The organism is Gemmobacter aquatilis (assembly GCF_900110025.1).
In the GTDB taxonomy this organism is placed as follows: Bacteria; Pseudomonadota; Alphaproteobacteria; order Rhodobacterales; family Rhodobacteraceae; genus Gemmobacter; species Gemmobacter aquatilis.
The window spans coordinates 380,261-395,826 of sequence record NZ_FOCE01000002.1 but is presented as its reverse complement, the minus strand read 5'-3'; the positions used below and the strand labels follow the sequence as shown (position 1 = coordinate 395,826).

Below are 15,566 nucleotides of genomic sequence, written 5' to 3'. Positions count from 1 at the left end.
CCGCAACAGACGGGAGACGCCACCGTGTCGCTGCTGAAATCCGCTGTCTCCGGCTTTGCCCTGATGGCTATGCTTGCCGCATGTGAACGTGAAGTGATCCTGCCCGGCGAGCGGTTCGATCCGCGCACGCCGCTTGAGGCAAGCCTTCCCAGCGCCGGGAATCCCGCGCCAAAAGACCCGGCGGGCAAGCCCGCCAATGCGTCGGCGCCGATCTCGCTGCCCGCCGCTCAGGCCAATGCCGACTGGCCGCAGCGGGGCGGCAATGCCCGCCACCTGATGCCGCATGGTGCGCTGAGTGCTGCACCGCAACTTGTCTGGTCTGCCCCGATTGGCGAGGGCAATAGCCGACGCAGCCGAATCTCTGCCGCGCCGGTTGTGGGCGATGGGCGCATCTACACGCTTGATGCCCGTGCGGGGCTGCACGCCACGGCGCTGAACGGCACGCCTTTGTGGCAAAGCGATCTGACACCGGCCAGCGATGCGGCCTCGGAGGTGTCGGGGGGCGGGCTGGCGTTTGGCGGGGGCAAGATTTTTGCAGCCACCGGCTATGGCGAGTTGATCGCAGCCGAGGCGGCCACGGGCCGGGTGATCTGGCGCCAGCGGCTGGGCAGCGCGGTAACCGGCGCCCCGGCGGTCGAGGGGAATACCGTCTATGTCGCCGGGCGTGACGGCTCTGGCTGGGCCGTCGATACCGCCGATGGCAAGGTGCGCTGGCAATTGCCGGGCAGTGCCGGGGCGCTGGGGATGCTGGGGGCTGCGGCACCTGCGATCACCGATCGTGCGATCCTGTTCCCGACCGCATCGGGCGAGGTGATCTCCGCGCTGAAAACCGGCGGGCTGGAAAGCTGGCGCGCGCGCGTCGTGGGCCAGCGGCTGGGCCGTGCCTATGCGCTGACGACCGAGGTGACCGGCGACCCGGTCGTGTCGGGAGATACAGTCTATGTCGGCAATGCGGGCGGGCGCAGCTATGCGCTGTCCGCCAGCACCGGCGAAACGCTGTGGAGCGCACCGGAAGCCGCCTTGGCGCCGGTGCTGCTGGCGGGCGGATCGGTTTTCCTCGTGGATGACGAGGCGAAGCTGGTGCGCCTGGATGCGGCAAGCGGCGCGCGGGTCTGGTCGGTCGAAATGCCTTATTTCGAGGCGACCAAGCCCAAGAAGCTGAAGGCGATTACCGCCCATTACGGGCCGGTTCTCGCGGGGGGGCGGATTGCGGTCGCGTCAGGTGACGGGCTGCTGCGCTTCTTCTCGCCCACTGATGGCACGTTGACCGCCACCGCGCAGATCCCGGGCGGGGCTGCGGCGCAACCGGCGCTGGCGGGGGGGATGCTACTGGTGGTCGGCGCAGATGGGCAACTTCACGCTTTCCGTTGACACCAAACCCGTGTATCCCCACGGGCTTGACCTTTTGACGCGCCCCCGGAGGGCTGGATGACCTTTACACTCGCCATCGTAGGCCGCCCCAATGTGGGCAAATCGACGCTGTTCAACCGGCTTGTCGGCCGCAAGCTTGCGCTGGTGGACGATCAGCCCGGCGTGACGCGCGATCTGCGCGAAGGTGATGCCAAGCTGTTCGACATGCGCTTCACCGTGATCGACACGGCGGGACTGGAGGAAGTCACCGATGACAGCCTGCAGGGCCGGATGCGCCGCCTGACCGAACGCGCGGTGGATATGGCGGATATCTGCCTGTTCCTGATCGACGGCCGGATGGGAGTCACCCCGACTGACGAGGTGTTTGCCGACATTCTGCGCCGTCGCGGCGCCAAGGTGATCCTTGGCGTGAACAAGGCCGAGGGCAAGGCCGGGGATGGCGGCGCGATCGAGGCCTGGAGCCTTGGTCTGGGCGAGCCGGTGCGCATGTCGGCCGAACATGGCGAGGGGATGGACGACCTCTATCACATCCTGCGCCCGCTGGCCGCCGATTTCGTCGAACGCGCGGTGGCCGATGCGCCGGTGGTCGATGTGGATGTGAGCGATGAGGAGGCCGAGGAAGAGGCTGATCTCGAAGCCCACAAGCCCACATTGGCCAAGCCGCTGCAGATCGCGGTGATCGGGCGCCCGAATGCCGGAAAATCGACGCTGATCAACAAGATCCTCGGGTTTGACCGGCTGCTGACCGGGCCCGAAGCCGGGATCACCCGCGACGCGATCTCGGTGCGCACCGAATGGCTGGGCACGCCCACGCGGATTTTCGACACCGCCGGGATGCGCAAGAAGGCGCGGATCAGCGACAAGCTGGAAAAACTGTCGGTGGCCGATGGTATCCGCGCGGTGCGCTTTGCCGAAGTGGTGGTCGTGCTGCTGGATGTGGAGATTCCGTTCGAGGTTCAGGATCTGCGCATCGCCGACTTTGCCGAAACCGAGGGCCGGGCGGTCGTGGTGGCGGTGAACAAATGGGATCTGGAAGACGAGAAACAGGAAAAGCTGGCCGAACTGAAAGAGATGTTCGAACGGCTGCTGCCCCAGTTGCGCGGCGCGCCGATGATCACCGTTTCGGCCAAGACCGGGCGGGGGCTGGACCGGCTTCATGCCGCGATCCTGAAGGCGCATGACGTATGGAACCGCCGCATCACCACGGCGCGGCTGAACACCTGGCTGGGCGCGATGACCGAGGCGCACCCGCCGCCGGCCCCGGGCGGACGGCGCATCAAGCTGCGCTACATGACGCAGGTGAAGACCCGCCCGCCGGGCTTCATCGTCATGTGCTCGCACCCGGACATGATGCCGGAAAGCTATAAGCGCTATCTGGTGAACGGGCTGCGCGACCATTTTGACATGCCGGGCACGCCGATCCGCATCACCTTCCGCGGGCAGGGCGACAAGAACCCGTATCGCGAGCGCAAATTCCACACACCTTCGCGCCTGCGCAAGCACATGGCGTCGAAAGACCCCGACCAGAAGTGGTGAATTACCGCGCCGTGGGCCGCGAATTTTCTGCGAAAATTCGGGCTCACTCGGCGGCGATGGTGATCACCGGCGCCATTCGTTGCAGGATTTCATCGGACAGGTGGCACTTGATCTGATGGCCCGGCGCCAATGTGCGGACGGGCGGCATGTCACGCTCGCACAGCCCGCCGGGCACTTGCGCTTTCCAGCGGCAACGCGTCTGGAACGGGCAGCCGGGCGGTGGGTTCATCGCCGACGGAATGTCACCCTCCAGCACGATGCGCTGTTTCTTGACCCGCGTGTCGGCGATGGGCACGGCAGACAGCAGCGCCTCGGTATAGGGGTGATAGGGTGGCGCGAAGACCTGATCGGTGCTGCCGATTTCCACCACATGGCCCAGATACATCACCATCACCCGGTCGCTGAGATAGCGCACGATGCTCAGATCATGGCTGATGAACAGCAGCGTGGTGCGATTTTCGCGCTGGATTTCCATCAGCAGATCCGTCACTGCCGCTTGCACGCTGACATCCAGCGCGCTGACCGGCTCGTCCGCCACCACGATCTTGGCGCCTCCGGCAAAGGCCCGGGCGATGCCGACGCGCTGTTTCTGCCCGCCTGACAACTGGCGCGGCATCCGTTCGGCAAAGGCGCGCGGCAGTTTCACCAGATCCAGCAGTTCCAGCATCCGGGCATGGCGTTCGGCATCGGATGCGCCGACACCAAAGATTTCCAGCGCGCGGATGATCTGGCGGCCCACGGTCATCGAGGGGTTGAGCGTGTCGAACGGGTTCTGGAACACCATCTGCACGCCCGACACCGTATCGATATTGCGCTTTTCGATCGGGGTGTTCTGGATGTCGCGGTCATAAAGCATGATCTTGCCCGAGGTCGCGGTTTCCAGCCCCATCAACACCTTGGCGAAGGTGGATTTGCCGCAGCCGGATTCGCCCACGATGGCCAGCGTTTCACCCTCGCGCGCCTCGAAGCTGAGCGTTTCATTGGCCTTCACCACCTTGGTGGCGCCGCCGCCGAACAGGCCGCCACCCGAAACCTCGTAATATTTGCGCAGGTCTTCCATGCGCAGCACCACCTCGCCCACCGGGGTCTTTTCGACGATGCGGCGCAGGGCGGGCGGGGCGTCCCAGTCGATCTCGTCAAAGCGCAGGCAGCGGCTGTCGTGGCGGTCGCGGTCTGGCACGGCGCGCATGGGAACATCACGGGCATCGCACTGCCCGGCTTTGAAATAGTCGCAGCGCGGGCCGAAGTTGCAGCCGGGCGGGCGTTCATGCGGCAGCGGGAAATTGCCGGGAATCGCCACCAGCGGGCGGCTGTTCTTGTCGGCGCCGGGCAGCGGGATCGAACGGAACAGCGCCTGCGTATAGGGGTGGCGCATATGGTCGAACACCTCGGCCACGGCGCCGGTTTCCACCGCCTCGCCGGAATACATCACGGTGATGCGGTCGCAAACTTCCAGCACCAGCCCGAGGTTGTGCGAGATGAACAGCATCGAGGTGCCGTATTTCGCGCCCAGATCCTTGACCAGATCGACGATCCCGGCCTCCACCGTCACGTCCAGGGCTGTGGTGGGTTCGTCGAGGATCAGTAGGGCGGGTTTCGACATCAGCGCCATGGCGATGACGATGCGTTGCTGCTGCCCGCCCGAAAGCTGATGCGGATAGGCGCGCAGGATGCGGTCGGGATCGGGCAGGCGCACATCGGCAACGATCTGGCGGGCCAGTGCCATGGCTTTGGGGCGGGGCATCCGTTCATGGATCATCGGCACTTCGGCCAGTTGCGCGCCGATGGTCATGGCGGGGTTCAACGAGGCCATCGGTTCCTGATAGATCATCGCGATCTCGCGGCCGCGGATATGGCGCAGCTCTGCTTCACCCAGTTGCGTGAGGTCGCGCCCCTTGAACCGGATGGTGCCGCTGGTGATCCGCCCATTGCGCCCCAGATCGCGCATCACCGCCAGCGCCACGGTGGATTTGCCGCACCCGGATTCGCCTACCAGCCCCATCGCCTCGCCCGCCATGACGGTGCAGGAAAAATCCATCACCGCCGGAATGTCGCGCAGGCGGGTGGAGAAGGAGATCGAGAGGTTATCGATTTCGAGGATGGGTTGATCCGGGGTCCAGTCTGGCATGGTGGGTCTCGCTGGCTGGGGCAGGACCGGGGGTTTCACACCCCCGGACCCCCGTGGGATATTTGGGCCAAGATGAAATCAGTCTTTCAGGCTTTCCTCGCGCAGCGCGTCGGCCAGCAGGTTGAGGCCGAGCACGAGGCTCATCAGGGCAAGGGCGGGGACGACAGCGGGGTGGGGGAAGACAGACAGCAGCTTGCGGCCGGAATTGATGGTGGAGCCCCAGTCGGGGCTTTCGGGCGAGACGCCAAGGCCAAAGAAGCCCAGCGTGCCGAGCAGGATGGTGGTGTAGCCGATGCGCAGGCAGAAATCGACGATCAGCGGGCCGCGCGCATTGGGCAGGATTTCCCACAGCATCAGATACCATGGCCCTTCGCCGCGGGTCTGGCCGGCGGCGATGTAATCGCGCGACTTCAGGTCCATCGTCAGGCCGCGCACGATGCGGAACACGGTGGGGGCGTTGACGAAGACCACCGAGACGAAGACGTTGAGCAGGTTCGGCTCCATCGCCCATAACCCGGTCGGATCGGCGTTGAAGGCGAGGCCGGCATAGATCCACAGGCCCAGCACGAGCGTGGTGCCAACAAACAGGTTGCGGCGCGGCGGGTTGGTGAAATAGCGCGTCTGCCACAGTAGGGTGAAGAACAGGATCGGGAAGGCGAACAGGATCGCCGCCATGCTATTGGGGATCGAGGCGCGCCAGCCCAGCAGCAGCGGGCCGGTGTTCTGGATTTCCGGCGTGACCAGCAGGTAGAACAGCAGGATCACCGGAAAGGCCAGCACGAGGTTGGCGCCGAAGCTGAGCGCGGTATCCAGCTTGCCGCCGAAGTAACCGGCGGGCAGACCCAGCGTGATGCCGACCATGAAGGCAAAGGCCGTGGCGGCGGGGGCGATGGCCAGCACCGACTGCGCGCCCATCACCATGCGCGAAAACACGTCGCGGGCGAGGCTGTCACCGCCCAGCAGGTAATGGCCGAACTCACCCGCCTCGGCGCTGGCAATGGCGGCGCCGGGCAGAGCGTTCTTCAGGCCGGAAATCTGCGCCAGCGGCTGATGGGTGATGATCAGCGGTGCGAAGATCGCGGTGAACACCCAGAACAGCACGATGGCGAGGCCGATCATGCCGACCGGGCTGTCGAACAGCTTGCCATAGAGCCCGAGGCGGCGGCGCAAGCGGTGCGACAGGGCGAAGGTCGCCGACAGGGCCAGCCAGACCGGCAGGAATTGGGCGGCCATGACGGCGAGGATCTGGCTCCAGGAAAGGTCGCTCATCATCGCCTCCGTCACGAAAGCCGGATGCGCGGGTTGAGCAGCGCATATCCGAGGTCGGAGATCAGTTGTGTCACCAGCACGACGATGACGGCGACGATGGAGCAGCCCAGCAGAAGGTCGATGTCGTTATTGCCCGCCGCTTGCACCAGTGTCCAGCCAAAGCCTTTGTAGTTGAACAGGGTTTCTACGATCACCACACCGTTCAGCAGCCAGGGGAACTGAAGCATGATGACGGTGAAGGGTGCGATCAGCGCATTGCGCAGCGCGTGGCGGATCACCACGTCACGGAAGCGCACACCTTTCAGCCGCGCGGTGCGGATATATTGCTGGGTCATCACCTCGGCCATCGAGGCGCGGGTCATCCGGGCGATATAACCGATGCCGTAAAGGGCGATGGTCATCACCGGCAGGAAGAAATTCTCGAATGTGATGTCCTCCATCGCGCCGGTCGCCGTGCCCTTGAACCATTTCAGCCCGGTGACGGACGAGGCGAACAGCGTGACGAGGATCACGCCCGACACATATTCCGGCGTGGCCGTGGTGACGATCGAGGCGGAGGAGAGCGCGCGGTCAAGCTTTGATCCCTCGCGCATCCCGGACAGCACGCCAATCAACAGGGCGGCGGGCACCATCACCGCCATCACCGCGAACATCAGCCAGCCGGTCAGACCCAGCCGCTTGGCGACGATGCCGCCCACCGGCTCTTTGAACACATTGGAAAAGCCCCAACCGCCTTGCAGGATGCCGCAGAAGGACGGCGCGGTGGCCGGATCGGTGCCGCGCGGCAGGCAACGGCCTACCGGGCCATCCGGGCCTTGCGCCACATGGGCAGGCACCACGCCCAGCCATTCGCCATAGCGCAGCAGGACCGGGCGGTCATAGCCGTATTTCTGCAGCCAGCTTGCCACCTCGGCATCGCTGATCCGGCTGCCAGCCTCGGACTTCGCGACCTTCTCAAGGTTGGGCGGCAGGTTGGTCAGCCAGAACACGATGAAGGTGAGGCAAAGCGCCGTCAGCACCATGGTGGCAAGGCGTCGGGCGAGGAAGCGGAGCATCGGCGGCGGTCACCTTCGGGAAATAAAGGGGACGGGCGGCACGGTGCCGCCTGTCCAATCCGTTGTGCGCGAAAGCGATCAGGCCGCCATCCACCATTTGTAGTGATGATGCTCGAACGTGGCATGAATGTCGGCGCCGCGCACCTTGGAATTGGTGTGGCGGTAGAGCGAACGCCAATAGGGCTGCACCATGACGCCTTCGTCCTGCATGATCTTTTCGACCTTCTCCATCGCCACGCGGCGCTTTTCGGCATCGGCGATTGCCATCGCTTCGGCCAGGGCGGCATCGAATTCCGCATTGGCGAAGCCGCTTTCGTTCCACGCCTCGCCCGAGCGATAGGCGAGTGCCAGAATCTGCACGCCCAGCGGGCGCATGTTCCATTCGGTGGCCGAGAACGGGAATTTCAGCCAGTCGTTCCAGAAGGTCGATCCCGGCAGCACGGTGCGTTTGATCTTGATGCCTGCATCGCGGATCTGTTCGGCCACGACGTTGCAGGTTTCCGCCTGCCAGCCATCATCCAGCGAGATCAGCTCGAATTCATGGTCGGCCATGCCCGCTTCGGCGATCATCGCCTTGGCGGCGGCGGGATCGACGGTCAGCGGTGGCAGTTGGAAATATTCCGGGTGGATCGGGCAGACATGGTGGTTTTCCGCCACGGTGCCAAGGCCGGAATAGCCCAGTTCCAGAACGACAGCGTTGTCCACTGCCATCTGCAGGGCGCGGCGTACGCGGACATCCTTGTATTCCTCGGCCAGCTGGTTGAAGCGCACCGCCAGCGTTGCCGCTGTCACGGCCTCGGATTTCGGCCAGCCCAGCCCGTCGAACAGCGCCACAAACTCGCCCGTGGTCTGATAGGTGGCGTCGATCTCGTCAGATTCTGCTGCCGCCACCACCGCTGCCGGGTCGGTGCCAAGGTCGAGATATTCGATCCGGTCCAGATACGGCCCGCCATAGACCTCGGTGCCCCACCAGACGTGATCGGTGTTCTTCACCAGCACGACCTTCACGCCGATTTCCACCGTTTCGGGCTTGAACGGGCCGGTGCCGGGCGATTGGGCCGGATCGCCATTGGTGTAGGACTGATGCACGATCGCTGCCGCATAATCGGCCATGCCAGCGATCAGCGTGACATCCGGGGTGGACAGCGTGAGCTTCAGGGTATGGCTGTCCACCACCGTCATGGCGCCGTCCTTCAGCACCTTCTTCTCGGGATCGACCAGCCCGGCCATGCGTGTCGCCATCGAGTTGCCCTCGACCCCGGCTTCGCACCAGCGGGTGATGTTGAAGGCCACATCCTCGGCGGTGAAATCATCGCCATTGTTCCACTTCACGCCCTTGCGCACGTTCAGCGTATATTCGGTGGCGTCGTCATTCGTGGTCCAGCTTTCCAGCAGCATGCCGCGGATGGAGCCGTCATTGTTGTATTCGACCAGATATTCCAGCCAGCCGCGCGTGACATTGGCGATTTCAGACCAGTCGGCCAGACGCGGGTCTTTCAGCGCCTTGGTGAACATCTGCATCCGCAGCGTGCCCCCTGCAACCGGGGTTTCCTGCGCCAGCGCCGGAGCGTCGAGCCCCAGCAGCCCGTAAGCCGCCACGACGGAAACGCCAAGGCCGGTGGCGCGCGCCAGAAACTCGCGCCGACTCATGGTGCCTGTGCGCACTTCGCGCGCGTAGGCCGGGGCGGCGGGATGCAGCGGCGGGCGGCCGGTGTGATCGTGCGTCATCTTCAACTCCCTGACAGGTCTTTTTATGTGGCGGGTGCCACCGTCGCAGATCGCCGGAAGGAAGACGCCGGGCAGTCGCCGCAACGGAAGTCTCACAGCGCCATTTCCGCATTGTTTTTCACAAGGCGTCTAGGTCTGCTTTCGGCAGTTGAAGGTCAGTTTGCGACAAATTCATGTACTTTTCCGCAAGGCCTCCCGAAATTCCGGTGCGGTGCGGGAAAAGGCCGGTCAGGGCGCGCGGCGGAAGGCGGTGGGGGATTTGCCGGTCTGATGCTGGAAGGCGCGGGTGAAATAGGCCGCCGAGGTGAAGCCAAGGCTGCTGGCGATCATGTTCACCGGCAGGTCGGTTTCTGTGAGCAACCGGCGCGCCTCGAAGATCAGCCGGTCATGCAGCAGCGCCGAGGCAGGCCGCCCGCAGGCCTGCTTGCAGCAGCGCGTCAGATGCGTGGGCGTGACGCCAAGGGCCATGGCAAATTCGGCCACCCCCATGCCTGAACGGAACTCGCGCTCCAACAGCGCGGTATAGCGCGCGACCAGCCGCCGCGCGGCATCGGGTTTGTTCTGATCTGCCGGAAGCCGCGCAATCTGACGCTCCAGCCAGACCGACAGCAGGCCAACATAATGGCTGGTTGCGCGGTCATGCCCGGGGCTGGTGCTGTCCATTTCACGCTGGATCGCATCCAGCGTGACGTTCATCTCCTGTGCCACGAAAGTCTCGCGGATGCGCAGGTGATGCGGTTCTTTCGGCAGCGTCACCCGGCTGTCGCGTCCAAAGAAGACGGCTGTGCCAAAAACCTGCGGCCCCACCTCGAACCCGTGCATGATGCCGGGCGGGATGAAGATCGCGTTGTTCGCGGTGTAGCCTCGTGTCTGCCCGGCCAGCGTGATGCGCCCCTGGCCCTTGGTGAACCACAAAAGACAGGGCTCCGAATAGGCACGCATCGCTTCCACCCGCCAGCGTCCCCCGGCAGCAAGGCGCGGAATGGCGACAAGGCGAAGCTTGGTGGCAGGGATGGAGTGATCCATGGTGCGTTAGGTCTTCTTGATTGCGACGAGGAGGGGCACTGGCAAGGACGCCCCGTGATACCTTTCCTTGCGCCAAGGCCAAAGCAATTTTGCGGCAGGGTTCAGAACTTCTCGGGGCGTTGCAGAAATGCGCCATTTCTCGTGGGTAAACCTGTGGATAACACCCGTTCCTCATGTGTTACGGCAACATCAGCGCATTCCAGTCGCCCATGCGCGACCGGAACCAGGTGCGCTGCCGTTTGGCATATTGGCGCGAGGCCAGCTTGGCCGCTGCCACCGCCGCCTCCAGCCCGATCTCGCCGCGCAGGTGCGCGATCAACTCCGGTGCGCCGATCGCCCGCGCAGACGGGCGCTGCGGTTGCCACTGCGGCAATTCCATTGCCGCCTCTTGCAGCGCCCCCTGATCCATCATCGCGTCAAACCGCTGGTCGATGCGCGCATTGAGCCAATCAACCTCGGGCCGCAGCACCAGGGCCGCACAGGTGGCGCGGGGCAACAGCGGCGCGGGCGTGTTGGCCTGCCAGTCGGCAAGCCCCCGCCCGGTGGCGCGCAACACTTCCCAGGCGCGCTGCACCCGCGCAGGGTTGTGCAGATCGGTCTTCGCCCGCGTCGCGGCATCCAGCGCTGCGATCATTGCCGGCAGATCCACCATGCGCAGCGCATCCCCCTCGGCGCGGATTTCGGGTGGCACATCGGGGATTTCCGCCAGCCCCTCGGTCAGCGCCATGAAATAAAGCCCGGTGCCGCCGACAAAAATCGGCCGGACGCCACTTTCCAGCACTGCCCGCGCCTCGCGCAGCCAATGCCCCACCGAATAGGGGTCATCGCGCCCGACATGGCCATAAAGCCGGTGGGGCACCGCGCTCTCTTCCTCTGCGGTCGGGCGCGCGGTCAGCAGGCGCCAGCAGCCATAGACCTGCAACGCATCGGCATTGACGATCACGCCGCCCTGCCGCTGTGCAATCTCCAACGCCAGCCCCGATTTGCCCGAGGCTGTCGGCCCGGCAATCAGCACCGGCTGTTCGGCTGACAGATTGCGCAGAAAACCCTCCATCCCGTTCCCTTTCATCCTGGCCCAAATACTCCGGGGGGTGCGGGGGGCTGGCCCCCCGCTGCCATTGGCGTCGCGCAAGCCGCGCTTCCCCGGTTGAACCCGCCGCCGTTTTCCGACATTTTGCGCGCCAGCAAAACCCGAAATTCCGCCACACAGCCTGCATCAGACAAGGGATGAACCCGATGACCTCCGAAACCGCGCCCCATCCCGTGAAGAAATACAGCCGCGTGATGCTGAAAATCTCGGGCGAGGCGTTGATGGGGGATCAGGGCTTCGGTCTGCACCCGCCAACCGTGCAGCGCATCGCGCAAGAGGTGAAATCGGTCCGCGATCTCGGGGTCGAGATCTGCATGGTGATCGGCGGCGGCAATATTTTCCGCGGTCTCGCCGGATCGGCGCAGGGGATGGAACGCACCACTGCCGATTATATGGGGATGCTGGCCACGGTGATGAACGCGCTGGCCATGCAATCGGCACTGGAACAGCTTGGCGTCTTCACCCGCGTCATCTCGGCCATTCCGATGGATCAGGTCTGCGAGCCCTATATCCGCCGCCGCGCCGTTCGCCACCTGGAAAAGAAACGGGTTTGCATTTTCGCGGCGGGCACCGGCAACCCCTATTTCACCACAGATACCGCCGCAACGCTGCGTGCCAATGAAATGGCCTGCGAGGCGATCTTCAAGGGTACCAAGGTGGATGGGGTCTATGACAAGGATCCCAAGAAGCACGCCGATGCCAAGCGCTATGACAAGGTCAGCTATGATGAGTGTCTGGCCAAGCATCTGGGGGTGATGGATGCCTCTGCCATCGCGCTGGCGCGCGATAACGATCTGCCGATCATCGTCTTCTCGCTGGACGAACCGGGCGGCTTCCGCGGCATTCTGGCCGGGCAGGGCACCTATACCACCGTGCAGGGCTAAGCGGGCCTTTGCCGGGCGGCGGACGCACCGCCTGCCCTGTGCGGCGCAATCCTATACCCATGCGCGCGGCCTGCTGCTATAGAAGCGGAACAGGCTGCCGCGCCGAACCGATGAGGACCCCGATGTCGCAAGACGATCTTGAGATTGATCTCGATGCCATTCAGCGCCGGATGGACGGCGCGATGACCGCGCTGAAAACCGAATTCGCCTCGCTGCGCACCGGTCGCGCCTCGGCCTCCATCGTCGAGCCGATCCAGGTCGATGCCTATGGCCAGATGACACCGATCAACCAGTTGGGCACAGTCAACGTGCCCGAACCGCGCATGGTTGTGATCAACGTCTGGGACAAGGCGATGATCAGCAAGGTGGAAAAGGCGATCCGCGAAAGTGGCATCGGCATCAACCCGGTGACCGACGGCCCGCTGATCCGTCTGCCGATCCCCGAACTGAACGAGGAACGCCGTCGCCAGCTGACCAAGGTTGCCGCGCAGTATGCCGAAAGCGCCAAGGTCGCCATCCGCAACGTGCGGCGCGACGGGATGGACCAGATCAAGAAGGCCAAGGCCGCCGGCATGGGCGAGGACGACCAGAAGATGTGGTCCGACGAGGTGCAGGAACTGACTGACAAGGCGATTGCCGCCGTGGACAAGGTGCTTGAGTCCAAGCAACAGGAAATCATGCAGGTCTGACCGGCCTGCATCCTCGATCTTCAGCCGCAAAGGGGCAGCACTTGGCCGCCACTGACACGCCCGCGACCCCTGCACCCGCCAAAGGCGGCAAGACGGTGGAGCATGTGGCCATCATCATGGATGGCAATGGCCGCTGGGCCACCAATCGCGGCTGGCCGCGCCTTGTGGGCCACCGCAAGGGTGCCGAGCGGGTGAAAGAGATCGTGCGCTGTGCGCCCGATCTGGGTATTCGCTGGCTGACCATTTATGCCTTTTCGACCGAGAACTGGAAACGCTCCACCGAAGAGGTGCTGGGCCTGATGTCGATCTTCGCGCGCTATATCGAGCGCGAGGCCGACCGGCTGGCCGCCGAAAGCGTGCGGATGCGATTTATCGGGGATCGCTCGCGGCTGGACCCGAAGCTGCAAAAGCTCATGGCCGGGATCGAGACGCGCACCGCGCCTTATACACGGCTTAACCTGACCGTGGCGATCAACTATGGCGGACGGGACGAGATCCTTCGCGCCACCCGCCGCATCGCTGCAGAGGCGGCGGCGGGGCGGCTGGATCCGGCGCAGATCACCGATGCGACGATTTCGGCCTATCTCGATACTGCCGATCTGCCTGATCCCGATCTGATCATCCGCACCAGCGGCGAGACGCGCACCTCGAACTTCCTGCCTTGGCAGGCGGCCTATTCGGAATATGAATTCACCCCGACACTCTGGCCGGATTTCACCCCTGCGGAACTGGCCCGCATCGTCGGCGGTTTCGGTCAGCGCGAGCGGCGCTTCGGCGGGGTGCTTGGCGCATGAGCGGTGTGTCCGCGCGACGGTGGGGCGACCTGAAGGCGCGGGCGCTGTCGGCGCTGGTGATGCTGGCGGTAGGGGCGCTGGCGCTTTGGCTGGGCGGTTGGGCTTTTGCGGCGCTTGTGTTGCTGGTCTGCGGTACCATGCTGTGGGAACTGGGGCAGATGACGGCGCTGCCGGGCAGCCTGCCCGCGCTGGCGCTCGGGGCGCTTGGCGCGGCGGTTCTGCTGGCAGTGATGCAGATTGGCGGGGCCTTGGCGACCGGGCTGCTGCTGGTCCCCGCGTTGGCCGGAGTTGTGGCCCCCCGGCGCGACCGGGCGGTGTTCCTGGCCTATGCCCTGTTGGTGATGTTGACCGGCTATGGGCTGATCACGCTGCGTGCCGGGCATGGGGTGGCGGTGATCCTGTGGCTGCTGGCGGTGGTCATCGTGTCGGATGTGATGGGCTATTTTGCCGGGCGTCTGATCGGCGGGCCGAAGTTCTGGCCCAAGGTCAGCCCGAAGAAAACATGGTCCGGTACCGTGGCTGGCTGGCTGGGGGCTGTGGTCGTCGGGCTTGGCTTCATGCTGGCGGGGCAGGGCGGGGCGGCGCTGCTCTGGCTGTCGCCGCTGGTGGCCTTTGCCGGACAGCTGGGCGACATTGCCGAAAGCGCGATCAAACGCCGCGCCGGGGCGAAGGACAGCTCGCAGCTGATCCCGGGTCATGGCGGTGCGATGGATCGGTTCGATGCGCTGGCGGGGGCTGTGGTGTTGGTCGTGGCGCTGGCCCATCTGGTGCCGCTGCCGGTAGGGATGCCCTGATGCGGCGGATTTCGATTTTCGGGGCCACCGGCTCCATAGGCGAAAGCACCTTCGACCTGCTGATGCGGCAAGGCGGGCCAGCGGCCTTTCAGACAGTGGCACTGACCGGCGGGCGCAATGTGGTCCGGCTAGCGGAAATGGCATGCGCGCTGCGGGCCGAGGTGGCGGTGACGGCCCATGACGATGGCCTGCCCGCCCTGCGCGCGGCGCTGGCCGGCAGCGGGATCGCCGCCGCCGCAGGCCGCACGGCGTTGCTGGAGGCGGCGGATCGCCCGGCAGACTGGATCATGTCGGCCATTGTCGGTGCGGCGGGGCTGGAGCCGGGCTTTCGTGCCTTGCGCCATGGCACGACGCTGGCGCTGGCCAACAAGGAAAGCCTTGTCACCGCCGGGCCGCTGCTGATGGCCGAAGCCGCCCGCCACGGTGCCCGCATCCTGCCGGTGGACAGCGAACACAGCGCGATCTTTCAGGCGCTGGTGGGCGAGGATCTGGCGGCGGTGGAACGCATCGTGCTGACCGCCTCGGGCGGGGCGCTGCGTGACTGGCCGCTGGAGCGGCTGGCGCGCGCGACGCTGGCCGAGGCGCTGGCGCATCCGAACTGGTCGATGGGGCAGCGGATCACTATCGACAGCGCCTCGATGTTCAACAAGGCGCTGGAAGTGATCGAGACGCGCGAGTATTTCGGTGTTTCCCCCGCGCAGATCGAGGTGATCATTCATCCCGAAAGCATCATCCATTCAATGGTGGGGTACCGCGACGGGGCGATCATGGCGCATCTGGGCGCCGCCGACATGCGCCACGCCATCGGCTATGCGCTCAACTGGCCCGAACGTGCCGATCTGCCAGTGGCGCGGCTGGATTTCGCGGCGCTGGGGCGGCTGACCTTCCGCGCCCCCGATGATGCGCGCTATCCCGCGCTGCGCATCGCGCGCGAGGTGATGGAGGTGCATGGCCTGGCCGGTGCCGCCTTCAACGCGGCGAAGGAAATCGCTCTCGATCATTTCATTGGCGGTGGCATCGGCTTTGCCGATATGGCTGGTGTCGTGGAAGAAACGCTTGCCGCGCTTTCGCGCGGGAATGGCCTTGGAAATGCCCCGAGCTGTCTGGAAGATGTGCTGGCAATGGATGAATGCGCGCGCGATTGCGCGGGCCGCGCGGTGCAGTCTTTGGCATCCCGGCGCTTTGGCTGACAGAAGGTGTAG

General features: G+C 65.0%; 13 protein-coding genes. 7 read left to right on the top strand and 6 right to left on the bottom strand.

Going from position 1 to position 15,566, the window contains the following annotated elements; all coding sequences use genetic code 11:
• Positions 1-24 precede the first annotated feature (24 nt).
• Together BMX43_RS05710 and der are read left to right on the top strand one after the other, a co-directional pair.
• On the top strand, positions 25-1,371 hold the full coding sequence (locus BMX43_RS05710; RefSeq protein ID WP_245749382.1) for an outer membrane protein assembly factor BamB family protein: 1,347 nt from the start codon (positions 25-27) through the stop codon (positions 1,369-1,371).
• A 57-nt stretch (positions 1,372-1,428) separates the two neighbouring features.
• Positions 1,429-2,907, top strand: a complete 1,479-nt coding sequence (gene der / locus BMX43_RS05705) for a ribosome biogenesis GTPase Der (RefSeq protein WP_091298310.1) — start codon at positions 1,429-1,431, stop codon at positions 2,905-2,907.
• Positions 2,908-2,950: 43 nt separating this feature from the next.
• On the opposite strand, the gene BMX43_RS05700 is transcribed toward der, so the two are convergent.
• The 6 genes from BMX43_RS05700 to miaA form a co-directional block, all read right to left on the bottom strand.
• Positions 2,951-5,035: an ABC transporter ATP-binding protein gene (locus BMX43_RS05700; protein ID WP_091298307.1), complete on the bottom strand. Its 2,085-nt coding sequence runs from the start codon at positions 5,033-5,035 to the stop codon at positions 2,951-2,953.
• 78 nt (positions 5,036-5,113) lie between these two features.
• On the bottom strand, positions 5,114-6,304 hold the full coding sequence (locus tag BMX43_RS05695) for an ABC transporter permease (RefSeq protein ID WP_091299070.1): 1,191 nt from the start codon (positions 6,302-6,304) through the stop codon (positions 5,114-5,116).
• Between the two features lie 11 nt (positions 6,305-6,315).
• Complete coding sequence (locus BMX43_RS05690) at positions 6,316-7,359, bottom strand: ABC transporter permease (RefSeq protein ID WP_091298303.1); 1,044 nt, start codon at positions 7,357-7,359, stop codon at positions 6,316-6,318.
• Positions 7,360-7,437: 78 nt separating this feature from the next.
• Complete coding sequence (locus BMX43_RS05685; RefSeq protein WP_091298300.1) at positions 7,438-9,087, bottom strand: ABC transporter substrate-binding protein; 1,650 nt, start codon at positions 9,085-9,087, stop codon at positions 7,438-7,440.
• 228 nt (positions 9,088-9,315) lie between these two features.
• Complete coding sequence (locus BMX43_RS05680) at positions 9,316-10,113, bottom strand: AraC family transcriptional regulator (protein WP_091298296.1); 798 nt, start codon at positions 10,111-10,113, stop codon at positions 9,316-9,318.
• A gap of 178 nt (positions 10,114-10,291) precedes the next feature.
• Positions 10,292-11,167, bottom strand: coding sequence for a tRNA (adenosine(37)-N6)-dimethylallyltransferase MiaA (gene miaA, locus BMX43_RS05675; RefSeq protein ID WP_091298293.1), 876 nt, complete (start codon positions 11,165-11,167; stop codon positions 10,292-10,294).
• Positions 11,168-11,349: 182 nt separating this feature from the next.
• Between miaA and pyrH the strand changes: the two genes are divergently transcribed.
• From pyrH to dxr, 5 genes are all read left to right on the top strand, one after another.
• Complete coding sequence (pyrH, locus tag BMX43_RS05670; RefSeq protein WP_091299066.1) at positions 11,350-12,087, top strand: UMP kinase; 738 nt, start codon at positions 11,350-11,352, stop codon at positions 12,085-12,087.
• 122 nt (positions 12,088-12,209) lie between these two features.
• Positions 12,210-12,776 (top strand): ribosome recycling factor, encoded by a 567-nt coding sequence (gene frr, locus BMX43_RS05665; protein ID WP_091298289.1) that lies wholly within the window; start codon positions 12,210-12,212, stop codon positions 12,774-12,776.
• A gap of 41 nt (positions 12,777-12,817) precedes the next feature.
• A complete protein-coding gene (gene uppS / locus BMX43_RS05660; protein ID WP_281243111.1) occupies positions 12,818-13,570 on the top strand; it encodes a polyprenyl diphosphate synthase in 753 nt (250 codons plus the stop codon).
• Entirely contained in the window at positions 13,567-14,364 is a 798-nt protein-coding gene (locus tag BMX43_RS05655) for a phosphatidate cytidylyltransferase (RefSeq protein ID WP_091298284.1), read from the top strand. Before uppS ends, BMX43_RS05655 begins: the two co-directional genes overlap by 4 nt.
• The gene (gene dxr / locus BMX43_RS05650; RefSeq protein WP_091298281.1) at positions 14,364-15,554 is read left to right on the top strand and encodes a 1-deoxy-D-xylulose-5-phosphate reductoisomerase; all 1,191 of its coding nucleotides are present in this window, start codon (positions 14,364-14,366) and stop codon (positions 15,552-15,554) included. The genes BMX43_RS05655 and dxr overlap by 1 nt, the downstream gene beginning before the upstream one ends.
• Positions 15,555-15,566: the final 12 nt, after the last annotated feature.

Excerpts from the sequence above, each read along its gene's own strand:
- der (WP_091298310.1), top strand. The coding sequence starts at position 1,429 with ATGACCTTTACACTCGCCATCGTAGGCCGCCCCAATGTGGGCAAATCG.
- BMX43_RS05700 (WP_091298307.1), bottom strand. The coding sequence starts at position 5,035 with ATGCCAGACTGGACCCCGGATCAACCCATCCTCGAAATCGATAACCTC.
- BMX43_RS05695 (WP_091299070.1), bottom strand. The coding sequence starts at position 6,304 with ATGAGCGACCTTTCCTGGAGCCAGATCCTCGCCGTCATGGCCGCCCAA.
- BMX43_RS05690 (WP_091298303.1), bottom strand. The coding sequence starts at position 7,359 with ATGCTCCGCTTCCTCGCCCGACGCCTTGCCACCATGGTGCTGACGGCG.
- BMX43_RS05685 (WP_091298300.1), bottom strand. The coding sequence starts at position 9,087 with ATGACGCACGATCACACCGGCCGCCCGCCGCTGCATCCCGCCGCCCCG.
- BMX43_RS05680 (WP_091298296.1), bottom strand. The coding sequence starts at position 10,113 with ATGGATCACTCCATCCCTGCCACCAAGCTTCGCCTTGTCGCCATTCCG.
- miaA (WP_091298293.1), bottom strand. The coding sequence starts at position 11,167 with ATGGAGGGTTTTCTGCGCAATCTGTCAGCCGAACAGCCGGTGCTGATT.
- pyrH (WP_091299066.1), top strand. The coding sequence starts at position 11,350 with ATGACCTCCGAAACCGCGCCCCATCCCGTGAAGAAATACAGCCGCGTG.
- frr (WP_091298289.1), top strand. The coding sequence starts at position 12,210 with ATGTCGCAAGACGATCTTGAGATTGATCTCGATGCCATTCAGCGCCGG.
- BMX43_RS05655 (WP_091298284.1), top strand. The coding sequence starts at position 13,567 with ATGAGCGGTGTGTCCGCGCGACGGTGGGGCGACCTGAAGGCGCGGGCG.
- dxr (WP_091298281.1), top strand. The coding sequence starts at position 14,364 with ATGCGGCGGATTTCGATTTTCGGGGCCACCGGCTCCATAGGCGAAAGC.